This window comes from Runella sp. CRIBMP (assembly GCF_009905605.1).
Taxonomy (GTDB): Bacteria; Bacteroidota; Bacteroidia; order Cytophagales; family Spirosomataceae; genus Runella.
The window spans coordinates 64,153-79,162 of sequence record NZ_JAAAKZ010000015.1 but is presented as its reverse complement, the minus strand read 5'-3'; the positions used below and the strand labels follow the sequence as shown (position 1 = coordinate 79,162).

Annotated in this window: 15 protein-coding genes; 8 read left to right on the top strand and 7 right to left on the bottom strand. The window is 44.0% G+C overall.

The window, feature by feature from the left end; genetic code table 11:
* Nucleotides 1-746: 746 nt before the first annotated feature.
* The 5 genes from GVN20_RS24305 (at nucleotide 747) to GVN20_RS24285 (ending at nucleotide 4,087) form a co-directional block, all read left to right on the top strand.
* A complete protein-coding gene (locus tag GVN20_RS24305) occupies nucleotides 747-1,136 on the top strand; it encodes a hypothetical protein (RefSeq protein ID WP_166560838.1) in 390 nt (129 codons plus the stop codon).
* Nucleotides 1,137-1,167: 31 nt separating this feature from the next.
* Nucleotides 1,168-1,575, top strand: a complete 408-nt coding sequence (locus tag GVN20_RS24300; protein WP_166560837.1) for a DUF3244 domain-containing protein — start codon at nucleotides 1,168-1,170, stop codon at nucleotides 1,573-1,575.
* 49 nt (nucleotides 1,576-1,624) lie between these two features.
* The gene (locus tag GVN20_RS24295) at nucleotides 1,625-2,017 is read left to right on the top strand and encodes a T9SS type A sorting domain-containing protein (protein ID WP_166560836.1); all 393 of its coding nucleotides are present in this window, start codon (nucleotides 1,625-1,627) and stop codon (nucleotides 2,015-2,017) included.
* A 209-nt stretch (nucleotides 2,018-2,226) separates the two neighbouring features.
* Nucleotides 2,227-3,285 (top strand): sensor histidine kinase, encoded by a 1,059-nt coding sequence (locus GVN20_RS24290; protein ID WP_166560835.1) that lies wholly within the window; start codon nucleotides 2,227-2,229, stop codon nucleotides 3,283-3,285.
* 46 nt (nucleotides 3,286-3,331) lie between these two features.
* Complete coding sequence (locus GVN20_RS24285) at nucleotides 3,332-4,087, top strand: LytTR family DNA-binding domain-containing protein (protein WP_166560834.1); 756 nt, start codon at nucleotides 3,332-3,334, stop codon at nucleotides 4,085-4,087.
* Between the two features lie 3 nt (nucleotides 4,088-4,090).
* Here GVN20_RS24285 and GVN20_RS24280 read toward each other — a convergent pair whose 3' ends face one another.
* From GVN20_RS24280 to GVN20_RS24265, 4 genes are all read right to left on the bottom strand, one after another.
* A complete protein-coding gene (locus GVN20_RS24280) occupies nucleotides 4,091-5,173 on the bottom strand; it encodes a GNAT family N-acetyltransferase (RefSeq protein ID WP_166560833.1) in 1,083 nt (360 codons plus the stop codon).
* 90 nt (nucleotides 5,174-5,263) lie between these two features.
* Nucleotides 5,264-6,343, bottom strand: a complete 1,080-nt coding sequence (fbaA, locus tag GVN20_RS24275) for a class II fructose-bisphosphate aldolase (RefSeq protein ID WP_166560832.1) — start codon at nucleotides 6,341-6,343, stop codon at nucleotides 5,264-5,266.
* A 111-nt stretch (nucleotides 6,344-6,454) separates the two neighbouring features.
* Nucleotides 6,455-7,927 carry a hypothetical protein gene (locus GVN20_RS24270; protein WP_166560831.1) on the bottom strand — a complete coding sequence of 491 codons (1,473 nt, stop codon included), beginning with the start codon at nucleotides 7,925-7,927 and terminating at the stop codon, nucleotides 6,455-6,457.
* A 236-nt stretch (nucleotides 7,928-8,163) separates the two neighbouring features.
* Complete coding sequence (locus GVN20_RS24265) at nucleotides 8,164-9,528, bottom strand: dipeptidase (protein ID WP_166560830.1); 1,365 nt, start codon at nucleotides 9,526-9,528, stop codon at nucleotides 8,164-8,166.
* 109 nt (nucleotides 9,529-9,637) lie between these two features.
* Here GVN20_RS24265 and GVN20_RS24260 point away from each other — a divergent pair, with 109 nt between their 5' ends.
* Nucleotides 9,638-10,585: a hypothetical protein gene (locus tag GVN20_RS24260; protein WP_166560829.1), complete on the top strand. Its 948-nt coding sequence runs from the start codon at nucleotides 9,638-9,640 to the stop codon at nucleotides 10,583-10,585.
* A 32-nt stretch (nucleotides 10,586-10,617) separates the two neighbouring features.
* On the opposite strand, the gene GVN20_RS24255 is transcribed toward GVN20_RS24260, so the two are convergent.
* The 3 genes from GVN20_RS24255 to GVN20_RS24245 all read right to left on the bottom strand — a co-directional run bounded on the left by GVN20_RS24255 (nucleotide 10,618) and on the right by GVN20_RS24245 (nucleotide 13,253).
* Nucleotides 10,618-11,331, bottom strand: coding sequence for a hypothetical protein (locus GVN20_RS24255; RefSeq protein WP_166560828.1), 714 nt, complete (start codon nucleotides 11,329-11,331; stop codon nucleotides 10,618-10,620).
* A gap of 100 nt (nucleotides 11,332-11,431) precedes the next feature.
* Nucleotides 11,432-12,130: a TIGR04283 family arsenosugar biosynthesis glycosyltransferase gene (locus GVN20_RS24250; protein WP_166560827.1), complete on the bottom strand. Its 699-nt coding sequence runs from the start codon at nucleotides 12,128-12,130 to the stop codon at nucleotides 11,432-11,434.
* A 97-nt stretch (nucleotides 12,131-12,227) separates the two neighbouring features.
* Complete coding sequence (locus GVN20_RS24245; protein WP_166560826.1) at nucleotides 12,228-13,253, bottom strand: BamA/TamA family outer membrane protein; 1,026 nt, start codon at nucleotides 13,251-13,253, stop codon at nucleotides 12,228-12,230.
* A gap of 128 nt (nucleotides 13,254-13,381) precedes the next feature.
* Here GVN20_RS24245 and GVN20_RS24240 point away from each other — a divergent pair, with 128 nt between their 5' ends.
* Complete coding sequence (locus GVN20_RS24240) at nucleotides 13,382-14,389, top strand: aminodeoxychorismate synthase component I (RefSeq protein ID WP_166560825.1); 1,008 nt, start codon at nucleotides 13,382-13,384, stop codon at nucleotides 14,387-14,389.
* The gene (locus GVN20_RS24235; RefSeq protein WP_166560824.1) at nucleotides 14,367-14,972 is read left to right on the top strand and encodes an aminotransferase class IV family protein; all 606 of its coding nucleotides are present in this window, start codon (nucleotides 14,367-14,369) and stop codon (nucleotides 14,970-14,972) included. The genes GVN20_RS24240 and GVN20_RS24235 overlap by 23 nt, the downstream gene beginning before the upstream one ends.
* Nucleotides 14,973-15,010 lie beyond the last annotated feature (38 nt).

Here is a 15,010-nt window from a genome sequence, read left to right as displayed (position 1 = left end):
TGGGGAGCGTTGTGGCGTAATTGAAGAGGTCGTTCTTTTTCTTATTTGAGGTTTTAGATAAAATGTTCCTACGTCCCGAACGATATTTCGTGCGTTTCATCCCTTATTTAAGATGATTTAACACTTTTTTATTCTTTGATGCAACGTTTGATTATACATTTGCATCATTAAGTTGTATTTGTCGCAAAGCAAAGTTTAACCTTGATTTAAAAGAATGCTGATTGTCCGAAATTGTTGAATAGGATGTTCGAAATCGGACAGTTGCTTAAAAAGTAAAAAATAGTAAGTGTTTGATTATTAAATATTTGTCACTTTTATTTTGTCTGGCACAGCATTTGAAATAAATACATTGAAAATTATTTGTAACCTTTTGCACCAACGCAAGTATTCACTAACAGCCATCTTAAAAACATTTTCTTACAGTCATGAAAACAATTTTTTGTTCTACGCACTTCCATCACAAACCAAGTTCATAAGGTAGTTTGCCATTCATCAAGTTTATGTGCCTCTCATGTACTTTGTATTGCATAGTACCAGATAAAACAAGCAACTTTGTATCATCATTCAGGAAAAGAGATACCAACAGCCATTAACAAAAGTTCTCGTTTACCGTCAGTAATTAACAGCCATTAAAAAATAATCAGTAGTTCAGCATTAGAGTACCTTACAGCATTAGAAAACAAATTAATTACAACAGCCAATTTAAAACAAAACGGTGCGGCGATCCGCAATACAGCTAAAACATCATGAAAACTCTCATCACTTCGCTCGCTTGCGCTTTAGCGCTTACCTCATCCGTTGCTTTTGCATCAGATCCAACCGAAGACAAAAAAGCCAAGCCTTTACAAATAGGCGTATTTACGACCAAAGAAGCCAAAATTCAGTTGGCAGTTCGCAAAGGCACGGGTCAAAGTGCGGTCATTGTCCTGCGCGATGCTAAGAAAAATGTAGTCCACGAAGAGTTTATGACCAAGAAGTCAGAAAAATTTGACGGTCGCTTTGATGTAAGCAATCTCAAAGACGGAGACTACACTTTGGAGATTGTTTCAGGTAACGAAAAGATTGAAAAGCAAGTAAGCATCAAGTCTTCCAAAGAGGAAGTTACTTTTCAGCGTAGCGTCCAATTAAACAAATAATTATTTACATTACAGCCATTTAATCAAGACCATGAAATCCTTCACCATACTGCTCGTAAGTGCATTGTCATTTGCTTCAACCGCCGTCGTGGCCAACCCTGGAAATACCCCAACCGTTGGAAACAAAAAAACGGAAAACCGTACTGCCATCACTTTTGAAACGAGTGCATACATCACCAAAGATGCGGCCATTCGGTTGGCGGTTAAGAAAAATGCCCCCGAAAGAGTATACATCACACTACGTGATGCTGGTAACACCGTTCTCTACAGCGAGACCATTAACAAAAATGAAATGTCGTACGCGGCCAAAATAAATGTCAATGACTTGACCGACGGTGCGTATAAACTGGAGATTTCGACGGGCAAAGACCGCGTAGTAAAACGCTTAAACCTGTCGTCTTCTAAAATAGAAACGCAGCGCTCCATCACTGTAAATTAGTTCCCTTTTTTATATCAATTACAACAGCCAATTTTTAAAAACAAAAATCATGAAAACAATCATCAAATCACTCGTTTGCGCTTTGGCGCTTGGTACTACGGTCGCTTTTGCTCACCCCACCGATGAAAAATCGAAAGATAATCGCCCCGTACCCGCATTTGAATCAAGCACTTATGTTTCTGCCGATGCCAACCTCCGGGTGGCTGTTAAGAAAAACACCACTGACCGAGTATACATCACCTTACGCAATACCGACGGAGTGGTGCTTTTTACCGAAACCATCGGTAAAAAAGAATCAGCGTATGCCGCCAAAATCGATGTGAAAGACTTGAACGATGGCGTGTATCAGTTGGAAATTTCTTCGGGCAAAGACCGCGTGGTAAAAAAACTGAACCTGACTTCTCAGAAAGTTGAGACCCAGCGCGTAGTGACGGTTTTGTAAATTTCAGCACCCAACAATCATATCTTGCGAGAGGGCGATGCGTTTGCATCGCCTTTTTTATTGGTCTCACTCTGGTCATCCGTTGTTTGGTCAGAATTGGATTTATAAAATGTACGGAATGGGCTTCCTTTGTGATGAAGTTAAAGGGCTATAAATCATTAAAAGTTTTGTAAGAAGCTAAATCGGCCAACTTTTAATGCCTACTGACCATGAATAAAAAGATAAATCGTTTACTTTCGCTTCAAATGAATGTTTTATCAAGTGATTCTCCCATGAAAATTCAAGTAAATTGGGTTGAAGTAGTTACGTGGTCGGTCAGCGCCTTGCTTATCCTGTTTTTGAATACCAACCTAAAAACGGGAGAAATTCGCTGGGATTGGGTGATTGCCATTACGGTTTCTTCTTTCCTGATTGGGTCGGTGCAGAGTTATTTGATGCCGTTGCTTATCCGACAAGCAGCCGATTGGAGTGTCCAAAAAACGCTCGGAGTCTATGCGTTGTGTGTAGTTATCACGGCACTAGTGGTGGGAAACAGCATGATGTTTTTAATGCAAACGATTAAGGGTGAACGCTATCCTTTGCGGGCGTATTTATCGAGCGGAATGATTTATATTCTGATGACGTTTGCTTTTACTTCGGTTTACATGATTCGGGCGTTGGTAGATCGTTGGCGAAGCGCTCTGTTGAAAGAACAACAACTCAATCAGGCGTTGTTGAAGGCTGAATACGACACGCTCAAAAATCAGGTGAATCCGCATTTTCTGTTTAATTCATTGAATATTTTGAGCGCGCTGATTCCCGAAGACCCCGAAAATGCCGTCAATTTGGTAGAAAGGCTTTCCAAAGTTTTTCGGTACAATCTCCAGAACAACGACCGTGTTACGGTGGATTTGGGAACGGAACTTAAAATTGTGGAAGCCTATCTTTTCATTCATAAAATGCGTTTTGGGGATAATTTATCCTACCGTATTGACATCCCGAAGGACGAATGGCCCCGGCAAATCGTGACCCAAGGGCTACTGACATTGGTCGAAAATGCCCTAAAACACAACGAATGTTCTTCCGAGAAACCCCTCAAAGTAGAAGTATACGCCGTGCAAGATGGCGTGGTGGTGCAGAATAATTTCCAACCCAAAAATAAGCAGTTTCTCGATTCGACGGGTATCGGGCTTAAAAACTTGAAAAGCCGCTATGCTTTGCTTACCTCCCAAAAAGTGCAAGTAATCGAAGACGACCAAATCTTTGAAGTTAAGATTCCTTTTGTTTGACAAAATGTGGTAAATCAACTTTATAAAACGAATTTATTCTCTCGAAATGAAAATATTAATTCTTGAAGACGAGCCGTTGGCGGCCAAACGTATCGAATCATTGGTGAAATCACTGGAGCCGACGGCCGAAATTCTGGGCAAATTGGAAAGCGTACGTAGTGCCGTAAAGTGGTTGAACGAACACCCGCAGCCCGATGTAATTTTGATGGATATTCAACTGGCTGATGGCCTTTCATTTGAGATTTTTCAACAGGCCGATGTCTCAGCGCCGATTATTTTTACCACTGCCTACGACGAGTACGCCATTCGGGCGTTTAAGGTAAACAGCGTTGATTATTTGCTCAAACCCGTGGAAAAAGACGAATTGGAGGCCGCGCTGGAAAAGCTAAAAGCCCAAAAAGGGGCCACTTCTCAGACCCAAATCGGAAAAGTATTGGATGCTTTGTTGAGTCAAAAAACGGATTGGAAAACCCGATTTTTGCTGAAAGCGGGTGCCCGATTTGACATCGTGGAAACCGGTGATGTGGCCTATCTGTACGCCGAGGATAAGGTAGTGTTTTTGGTGACGAAAGAACAAAAAAAGTACTACGTAGACGAGACGCTTGATGAGCTGGAACAAAAGCTGAATCCTGCGCTTTTTTTTCGAATCAACCGCAAATATCTAGCCCAATTGCCGTCTATCGAGCGCATCGAGCCTCATTTCAACGGGCGGCTGAAAATCAAACTTCGCTACCGAGATGATGACGATATTTATGTGAGTCGAGAAAAAGCTGAAGTATTCAAGAAGTGGCTAGATATGTAAAACTTAATTCATCAAACGGGTTTTGACCCACCAACTCACTTCCTGATGAGGGAAAGTAGTATCCCAAACAAACCGACTCATATCGGCTGCGCTGGAGGTTTTGTGCGATATTTCCACCACGCGCATTACGTCAATGTGGTGCATCGAAGGGTCAAAATCAGGGGCGAGGGTCATTTGAATGTCTCTGAAAGGCACGTAAATTTCCAGCTTTGCACAGATGTACTGGTCTTTCTCAACATCATAAGCTACAGCCCGGCCATCGGGCAGAAGAAGCATCAGCGGGCAATGAAAAAGCTGCTCGTAAAGAGAATTAAAATAGTGCCACCCAAAAAATAGGTACACTTTTCGCTGAAACCCAATACCTACCCTTTCAAGGGCCTGCTCAAGAGCAAAGGTTCGGTTTTTGATGTGGTCGGCCCAGTTGGGTTGTTTGTGTGGGTCGACGTGGCGTAACCAACGCTTGGTGTTCCAGTCGTAAATTTCCGCTTTTCCAAGCCTAAGTTTATAATCATAAATCGAAGGGCGTTCGTGAACGTATCCCGGATAGTACCATTGGCGGTCGGTCGCTTTGGAATATTCTATTTCGAGCAACATGGTATATATTCCCAAGCTGTATGATGAATACCCTGGGTCAAAAAGCCCCAACAAACTCATCAAACTGTTTTCGCCTTGGTCAAAATAACTGATGGCTATGAGCCGGTCGTCGTCGTAAACGGCCACTTCGTAGGTTTCAAAACGAGGCGTTAAAACCAGAAATTCCTCCAAAGAATTACTCAAAAAACTTCTAAAGCGGCGTTGGTGCTGGTGAAAAAGTTCTTCTTTCTCCCGCGTGATGGTCGCTTTGCGAATTTCGTGCCGAAAAAGCTTTCCATTGCGGCTCAACAACTTACGTAAACGCTTAGAATGCTCGTGTTCTGACAGTTTTATGCGGATATTGATGGGCGCGCAAATATCGTTGTCGAAGCATGTCACCTTAGCTCTGAACAGCATATTTACCGTCCGAAACCAGCCTGACGCCAAGTAACGGTCGAGTCGTTTAGGAGAAAGTTGATGGGGTAAATAATACTGGAGTATAGGGTCGTTCATGCACTAAAATAAATGAAATTTGAGAAAAGAAAAAAGGCAGTAGAAATTATTTTTTCTACTGCCTTTTTGGTACAAAAATCGCGCCATTAATTATACCAATCTGTTGATACAATTTAGGTCTTCGAAAGCTACCATGAGGCGTTGAGACATGCTCTCTTCTCCTTTGCGAAGCCATACGCGCGGGTCGTAATATTTCTTATTGGGAGAGTCTGGTCCTTCTGGATTTCCGAGCTGTGTTTGCAAGTATCCTTCTTTGTCTTTGTAATATTTCAGGATTCCTTCCCACGTTGACCACTGCATATCGGTGTCGATATTCATCTTGATGGCACCGTATTGGATGGCTTCACGAATCTCTTCACGCGTACTGCCCGAACCTCCGTGGAACACGAAGTTGACGGGAAGCGCCCCCGTATTGTATTTTTCTTGAATATAATCCTGTGAGTTTTTCAGGATGATGGGTTGCAATTTTACGTTACCGGGCTTGTATACACCGTGTACGTTTCCGAAAGCCGCTGCGATAGTGAAACGACTAGAGATTTTGCTTAATTCTTCGTAAGCGTACGCTACTTCGGCGGGTTGCGTGTATAATTTAGCGCTGTCTACGTCGGAGTTATCAACGCCGTCTTCTTCGCCGCCTGTTACGCCCAATTCGATTTCGAGGGTCATGCCGATTTTGGCCATACGCTCAAAATACTTGGCGCAAATCTCGATATTTTCTTCAAGAGGCTCTTCCGATAAGTCGAGCATGTGTGAGCTGTACAAAGGCTTACCATATTGGTCAAAATACTTTTCGCCCGCATCGAGCAAACCGTCAATCCAAGGCAATAGTTTTTTGGCGCAATGGTCAGTGTGCAGAATCACGGGAATGCCATACAACTCTGCCATTTGATGTACGTGCATTGCACCCGAGATAGAACCTGCAATAGCGGCCTGTTGATTGGCGTTTGAAAGGCTCTTGCCAGCGTAGAAAATACCGCCTCCGTTGGAAAACTGAATGATGACAGGGGAGTTAGCTTTCTTGGCAGTTTCCAAGACGGCATTGATGGAGTTGGTACCTACGACATTGACCGCGGGAAGTGCGTAGTCATTTTCGTTGGCATGACGGAAGATTTCACTGACACCTTCGCCCGTTACTACTCCTGATTTAAAGCGGGTTATGATTTCGCTCATGGTAAAATTGTCTTTTTTGGGAAAAAATTTTAGTTAAACAAAGATATGTTTCAACTTAGGTGGGTTGAGTTTGCAAAGTAGCAAAATTTTGAGGAATTTTTTACATACCCATTACTTTGAGGTTGACGCCCGTCTTCGATAAATCAGAACGCTGTCTACGGTTTGAACCAGTTGGTAATGCTGTGAAATATATGTCTTTAATGCTGGAAAACGATAGTGGCGGTAGGTAGTGTCGCACTGTGACGATAAATGTTGAACGGCAATATCAACAAATAAAGCAGGTCGATTATCTTCCATGTCTTTGATGACCTGTTGCAGCCGATACGGCTGGTGCGGGCCTGGCAGATAGGCATTGAAGGTGTGAGCAGTTCTGATTCCCTGTGGCATACCCGTACTTAAAAAAAAGCGGTCGGCCCATCCCCACAATACTAATTTATCCCCTTTTTGTTGGTGTTTTTGCAGGGCTTCTGTAATGGAAGACTCGGGCTGCCGGTGATAAATATGCTGGTACGACAGCAGATTGGCAATGCTCTGAAGTCCAGCAAATAAAAGTAACCAACGTACTCCAAAGGTAGGATTAGTGGAAAGAAACTCCACGACGACAAAGGTCAGAAACAGCAACGGTACTACCAAGAAAAGTAGATAGTGCATAAACATATTGCCCGATTGCAGTATGGCATAAATGGCGGCTAGTAAGTACAAAAAGCCGAAAGTAATCAGTCGGAAAGGAGTGTTTGTTTGTTTTCGAGAAAACATAATCAAACTCATCAACCCGCCGACAATCAAGGTAAATTGTCCCAAAAAATAGAGAGCGACGTGTTTGCTGTAAAATATAAAATGTAGCCCTCGACCCAAATTGAAACGCTCACTGAGCGGGACTTTTGAAAACGTGGTGGTATACGAATAAAAGAAAAGATTCCAGAAATAATCTTGCCAAAATGAATTAATATCATTGTGAAGAAAATAGAAAATATTGACCAACAGCGTAGGGAAAATTCCGCCCGCGGTCAATAACGCCACGTACCGCCATTGGCGTTGGTAAATGAAGAAGCCCAGCGCAAAACCTGCCGTCACCAACCCCAACGGAATGGCCTGAAATTTAGCAAATGGTAATAGCCCAAGACTGAACCCGAGTAGGCAAGTTTCCCACGCATTGAGATGCCCTGTCTTTTCTAACTTACAGTAGAGCCACAGACCCAACGTCAATAAAAATATGCAGAAGTGCTCGGAATTGTAAGAGACAAAGCCAGGGTTCCAGGTGGTGCCGAAATAGAGGGCTAACGGCAAAATATACCATAACGCTTTATTGGGCTTAATATACACTGAAAATGCTTTGAATAAAAAAAAGACACTCCCCGCCCAGAACAAGACACCAATGAGTTTGGCCATCAGATACCCTTGTTTTATTCCTAACAAACCAGCGGCCACCAAGGGTAATACGGTTAAAGGGCGGCTGTCGCTGTAGTTGAAAAGGGTCCACCATTTTTCTGACGACTGCAACACCGTGAGCGCCGAGGCAATCCAGGTACTTTCATCTTCATCGTATTCGCCTTCGCTTACAATGAGCCATCTTCCAATAATCAAACAGGTAATCAGACAAAAAACAATCCAATTTGTTTGGGAAGGTTTGGTAAAAAAGTTTACAACAGTTGGTAAATTGGGCTGCTTCAAAGAGGTAAAATGTATTGAGTTTAAACTAATAACAGGAGTCAGGATTGACAGAATAAATTTTCTAGCTTTTCTATCAATCCTAACTTTCATGAAAAAATAAACGGCAAAATATTTAAAGCCCGCTCAGGGGTAAGTTTGGCCGAACAACCTTATTTTTTCAACTCGGTATAGTATTTGAAAAACAAAGGGATGGTTTCGATGCCTTTGTAGAAGTTAAAAAGTCCGTAGCTTTCGTTGGGAGAATGGAGGGCGTCGATGTCGAGTCCGAAGCCCATCAGGATTGATTTTACGCCCAGCTCCTGTTCAAACAACGCCACGATGGGGATGCTTCCTCCGCCGCGTGTGGGTACTGGCTGCTTGCCACCCCATGCCTCTTTCATTGCCAATTCGGCAGCCTTATATTCTACCGAATCTACAGGGGTAACGTAGGGAAGTCCGCCGTGATGCGGTTTTACCACTACTTTGACCGAAGGGGGCGCAATTGATAAGAAATGCTTGGTAAAAATATCAAGGATTTCGTCGTTGTTTTGGTCGGGAACGAGGCGCATACTGATTTTGGCGTAGGCTTTTGAAGGCAACACCGTTTTGGCACCTTCGCCAGTGTAGCCGCCCCAGATTCCGTTTACATCGAGGGTAGGACGAATGCCCGTACGTTCAATAGTGGTATAGCCCGTCTCGCCCTCAAGCTCATCGATGGCCAAGTCGCGCTTGTATTCGTCAAGGTCAAACGGAGCTTCGTTCATCAGGCTGCGCTCTTCGGCACTGAGTTCTTGCACTTTATCATAAAACCCAGCAATGGTGATATGGTTGTTTTCGTCTTTCATTGACGCAATCATTTCACACAGCACGTTGATGGGATTGGCTACTGCGCCCCCATATACTCCAGAGTGTAAATCGCGGTTGGCACCTGTCACTTCTACCTCCAGATACGTAAGTCCGCGCAAGCCCACCTCGATAGAAGGCACGTCGTTGGCAATGATGCTGGTGTCTGAAATCAGAATTACGTCTGCTTTGAGTTTTTCTTTGTTTTCACGTACAAAAGTTCCTAAATGGTCGGAGCCTACTTCTTCTTCGCCCTCAATCATGATTTTGACGTTGCAGGTCAGCGAGCCAGTAGCCACCATGGTTTCGAGGGCCTTGATGTGCATATAAAATTGCCCTTTGTCGTCGCAGGAGCCACGCGCATAAATGCGCTCATTTCTGATGGTAGGCTCAAAAGGAGGCGTTTCCCAAAGTTCGTAGGGGTCGGCGGGTTGTACGTCGTAGTGACCGTAGATTAGGACGGTAGGCAGGGCTGGGTCAATGATTTTTTCGCCATACACCACCGGATGGCCCGGGGTTTCGTGAATTTCGGCTAAGTCGGCACCAGCTTTCAGGATGGATTCTTTCACGGCCTCCGCGCAGCGGCGCATATCGCCTTTAAATTTGGGGTCAGCACTGACGGATGGAATACGCAGCAAGTCAAACAACTCACTCAGAAATCTATCTTTGTTTTGTTCGATGTATGTTTTCATTTGGTTTGAATAGATAAAAAGACCGTTCTTCTTTGGTTGAATCCGTTTGCCCCAAAGTTAGCGTGGTAAACGGATTTAAACGAGTTATTTTGAGCAAAAAATAACCAAGATGGAAGAATACACTCGTCTCAACAAAGAACTTCAACACCTGCAAACCCAAATTGCAGAAAAGCAGTGGGTTGAAGCGCGTTTGATTGAAATGGAGGCAAAAATGGCTAATCAAAAATCTCAGTTGGCTCATTTACAAGAACAACTAGCGAAAGAACGAGCCGACATAACGGCGCTAGAAGGCCTTTCGTTGGTCGGTTTGTTTTATTCTATACTGGGAAACAAAGACCAACAGTTGGAGAAAGAACGTCGGGAGGCACTGATGGCGCAGTTGAAATACGATGAAGCGCAGCAATCGTTGGCGCTCAATGAGGCGGAGGTAGAAGGCCTGAAAGTCCGAATGCAAAGAATCCATGAAGCCGAAGAAATGTTGGAGGCAAAATTGGAAATCAAACTTTCCCTTTTGTTGCTCGAACCTACCCCAGCCGCTCAGGCATTAAAACAACGGCATACGCAGTGGCAAGCGTTGAAAAAACAGAAATTGGAAATCTCGGAGGCATTTGAAGCAGGGAAATTGTACCGAGAGATTTTGGAATTATTGACTAGACAACTCAAAAGTACCCAAAATTGGGGTACCTGGGATGTGTTGGGTGGAGGAATGCTGAGCAGCTATGTAAAGCAGCAGCGGTTGGGTGACGTCCGAAAAACCCTAAGCTCATTGCGGCATTATGAATTAAAATTTCGCCGTGAATTGGCGGACATAAAGCAATCGCTTGATTTGGACGTTGAGCTGACGGGCGTTGAAGGGTTTTTGGATGTGTTTTTTGATAATCTGATTACCGACTGGATTGTACAACAACGGATTAACCGCTCTTTGGCGGGGGCTCAGAAGGCATTTAGTCAAGTTGGGCAGGTTTTGGATACGTTGGTTGTTCGGCGTCAACAGATTGATAATCAGATAGTAATAGAAGAAGGTGAGCTCAGAAAAAAGATAGTGGAGGCCACGTAGAGACGCAATATATTGCGTCTCTACGCATTGTTTTACGGACATTCAAACGAAAACTCATACACATGCTTGGCAAACTCCGACCAGCGGAGTTTTTCGCCGATTTTCTTTACCAACGTAGGGCAACTTGCATACATTACCTTGATTTCGTCCTCGTATTCTTTCTTTTTGAGTTTTTTGGCAGGTAGGTCACCCGCCTGTACATAATACGATTTATCGTCGCCGCCGGCCATGGTCATACCACCAAAACCCACGCGCATGGTTTCGGCCGCAAAGGGGTCATGAAACACCTTTATTTTGCTATTGAATCCAGGATTTAATAACTGCATCAGCAGCATTTCTTGGTCTTTTTTTAGCACAACCTTCGCTTTCTCAAAATACGCGTAGCCTTTTTTAATGATTTCACTGTCAATGTATTGTGCATCCCATTTTTTTACTTTTGTGCCCACATCCATATTGGTCGAGAGTTTCGAAAGTCCACTGGGCATTAGGTACATGGACTTGATTTGGTCGGGCTTGAGCGTGATTTTTTTGCCAGTGGCGTCTTTAATAACCACTTCTTCGATAAGTCCTTTTCGACGGTCTAAGTCTTCGAGGGTGCCCTCTAGTTTGGTCCCGTTTTCGAGGGTGATGTAGGATGTTTCTTTGCCCGAAAACCGGTCATAAGCAGGAATAAAGTCTTGTGAAAAAGCCGTGCAGCTTAGCAGAAGGTAGCCCGCTAAGGTGAGCAGGTACGTAGTTTTTTGCATAAAGGTTGGTTTTTTTTGTAGAGGAGACAAATGTAATAAAAACCCCTTTCTGCCGTGCGATAATTGATTTATCGGGAGCTGGGGCCAACTGGCGTGTATGTTATTGGTAATGAAGCATTTTTTTGTACGTGGCAGCAATGCGGGCTGGTTTGGCCCCCAACCGAAACAAGGTCATGGCGACCAGATTGGCCACTTGTACGCGGGCCCAACTGTTGGTGTCGTATTTGCGGGCCGATACACAAACCTCTTTGGGGATGATTTTAAACGTGGCCCTATTTTTTCTCCACAACCGGCGTAACAAATCATATTCTTCCATGATGACATAATATTCATCAAAACCGTAGAGTTCATCAAACAACGGGCGAGTGATAAACAGGGTTTGGTCGCCGCCACGCGCGGTAAGAATGTTTAAACGTGTTAAATAATTGTTGAGTTTGAGCAGTGTTTTGTCTGAATCAAATCGGAAACGATAGCAGCCCGATTGATAACCTTGGCGTATGGCGCTCTGAATATCGTTGACAAAACCGCTAGGGGGGCGTGCATCAGCGTGAATGAAGTACAAAATTTGGCCTGTGGCAAAACTAGCTCCGTAGTTCATTTGAGCCGCGCGGCCTTTTTTGGGTGAAATCACAACGGTTGCACCTGCCTTTCTGGCCATCTCGGTAGTTTTATCCTCGCTACCGCCGTCGACTACGATGATATTGGCCAATGCTTCCCCCCCCTCTTCTCGGAGGTATTTTACCAGTTTGGCAATGTTTTTTTCTTCGTTGAACGTTGGTATAATGACCGATATACGCATAGAATCTTAACGCTTCTGTTGATTGTACTGAATGGGTTTGTTTTTACTCAACTGATTGGTTTTGGGCTGCTTTGCAAATTTTGTGGATTAGACATTGTCAGAAAGCTTCGCCGATGGTGAAATAAAAATTGCCACCGTCTTGGCCAATGGCATAGTCAAGCCGAATGTTGAGGTGGTCGCGGCGATTAGCCGTAAAACGTATTCCTGTGCCGTAGGCAAATTTAGGGTCATGCCACCGCAAAATGTCTTTTTGGTTGCCCAACACAGCCGTTGACCCAAAAAATACGCCACCGAAGCGTTTGAAAATACCGAAACGTACTTCGCCCTGAGCCAGCAAAACATTGTCGTCGCGGAGGCGGCCTTGATAATACCCGCGCATTCGTTTGCCGCCACCGAGTTCAGACAGCATATTAAAAGGAGCGTTGCCCCACGTAAAACTACTGAACAGATTTCCTGCCAAAACCACTTTTTTAAATAAGGTTTGGTAGCCTGAAAAATCGCCCGTCAAGCGGTTAAAAAGTGCATTCCCACCCCAAAAAGGGGCATTGTTGAAATAAGCAATGTCGGCCGTAATGCCTTTTGACGGAAAAAAAACAATGTCCCGTGTGTCGTAAAATAGTCCTAGTCCCGCTCCCGAAGTAATACTGCGCGGCGTACCCGGAACGCGCTCATTGGCAAATTCGCCGTTAGGAATGGTTTGAGTGATGCGATAATCTTCGTATTGATACCGAACGCCCATGTACAAATGAGGATAGATTTTTTTGAAAAAATTAAGCCTAACGCGGGGAAAATCAACCCCGAAAAGCTCCTTCGGCACGGATTGATTGCCAATGCCGAAGTAATAATAGTTGTACTTATAAAATCCCAGTTCGCCGTTGAAATAATATCCTGCATTTTTGAGAAACAACTGGAACGGTAAATAGTAAAGCGATTGTTTCTCTTGGGTAAACACAATGCCCAAACTCATTTGCGAAGGACGAGCTCGGAGGGAATCATTTTTGAAACGAAACGTAGCGGTCAAGGCCGCGCCGTAGGCCCAACGCGTTTCGGGCGAATAATACACCGCTGGAAATGGCAAAATACTCAACCGTTTTTGCTGAGAAAAAGCCCTTTGCGTAAGCATATACCCCAGCAAAAGGGTTTGTAATAACGTAAAGAGTATTCTTGACTGGAATTTTTGATGTATCAAAACGGTTAAAATTTCTTTGTAAACATGAACAAGCTGACGAAAGTTATGAATTTTATGGCGAAATGATACCAATTCTCCCCCCACCAGAAGCCATCCACCAAATGAACGAATACGGGCGTGCGCGCATCCCGTTTTTGTTTATCCTTGATTTTTTAGCCCAACAACCCGTCGTTTTGCGCTTGGATGAAGTAAATGCCGAGGAGTTGCTATACCAATTCAACGGCCTGACCAACACCCCAAAAAAAGGGGAAGCCGCTCAACCCCGCGCCCAATTCCACAAAAGTGTACTCTCATTTGAGCAGTATTCCCCTAAATTTGATTTTGTCCTTCACCAGATAAAACGAGGTAATTCGTTTTTGGTAAATCTGTCGGTATGTACGGAGATAACGACTGATTTGGATTTAATGACAATTTTTAACCAGACAAAAGCAAAATATCGGCTGTGGTGGCGTGATAAATTTGTGTGTTTTTCACCCGAAATTTTTGTGCAAGTTCGAGGCAATCGAGTGGCGTCTTTTCCGATGAAAGGCACCATTGATGCTGACTTGCCTTTGGCCCAAGAACGGATATTGGCGGATGTAAAAGAAGCCGCCGAGCACGCTACGATTGTGGATTTGATTCGTAATGACCTGAGCATGGTGGCCCAAAAAGTATGGGTAGAGCGCTATCGGTTTATCGATAAAATTGAGACTAACCAAAAAACATTGTTGCAGGTAAGCTCCGAAATTGCGGGAACAATGCCCGATAATTGGCGCGAAACCTTGGGTGATTGGTTGTTTAAATTGTTACCCGCTGGCTCTATCAGCGGCGCGCCCAAACCTCGTACGCTTGAAATAATTCAGGAGGCAGAAGGCTATGAACGAGGCTATTATACGGGAGTTGCCGGTGTTTTTGACGGTGAGAACCTAGACAGTGGTGTCTTGATTCGATTTATTGAAAAGATAAATGATCGATTGGTTTTTAAAAGCGGCGGCGGCCTTACCGCCCGTAGCGAAGCGCAGTCAGAATACCGCGAAGTGATTGACAAAGTTTATTTACCCCTAGCCCATGAATTTACCCCTATGTATTGAAACAATTCGTCTGGCCGATGGACAATTGTCAAACCTTTTGTATCATAACGAACGGCTTAATAGTACACGATTAGCGTGTTTTGGCGCTACGAAAGAGTGGGATTTGAATAAGTTGATTGATGTTCCGGAAGAGGCAACCCAAGGTCTTTATAAATGCCGGGTAACGTACGGCCGTGAGATTGAAAAAATTGAATTTGAGGCTTACCAGCCCCGCGTGATTAAAAGCCTGCTGGTGGTGGTTGATGATGCGATTGAATATGGGTTTAAATTTCAAAACCGAGTGGCTCTTCAACAAAATTTTGAAAAACGTGGGAAAGCAGATGAGATATTGATAGTTAAGGAAGGACTAATTACCGATACCTCTTATGCCAACGTGGTGTTTTGGGATGGCAGCCAATGGGCTACTCCCGATAAGCCATTGCTAAAAGGAACAAAACGGGCTCAGTTGCTACGAGAAGGGGTGATTGTTGAACAAAAAATTCGGGTAGAGGACTTGGTTGCATTTACCCACCTTCGGTTGATTAATGCCATGCTGGATTTTGAATCTACTCCTGTGATTGAAATCGGTCAAATTGGTTTTTGAGTAACGTTTATCAAGAATAAGTAAAAGCGAAGCGAGAC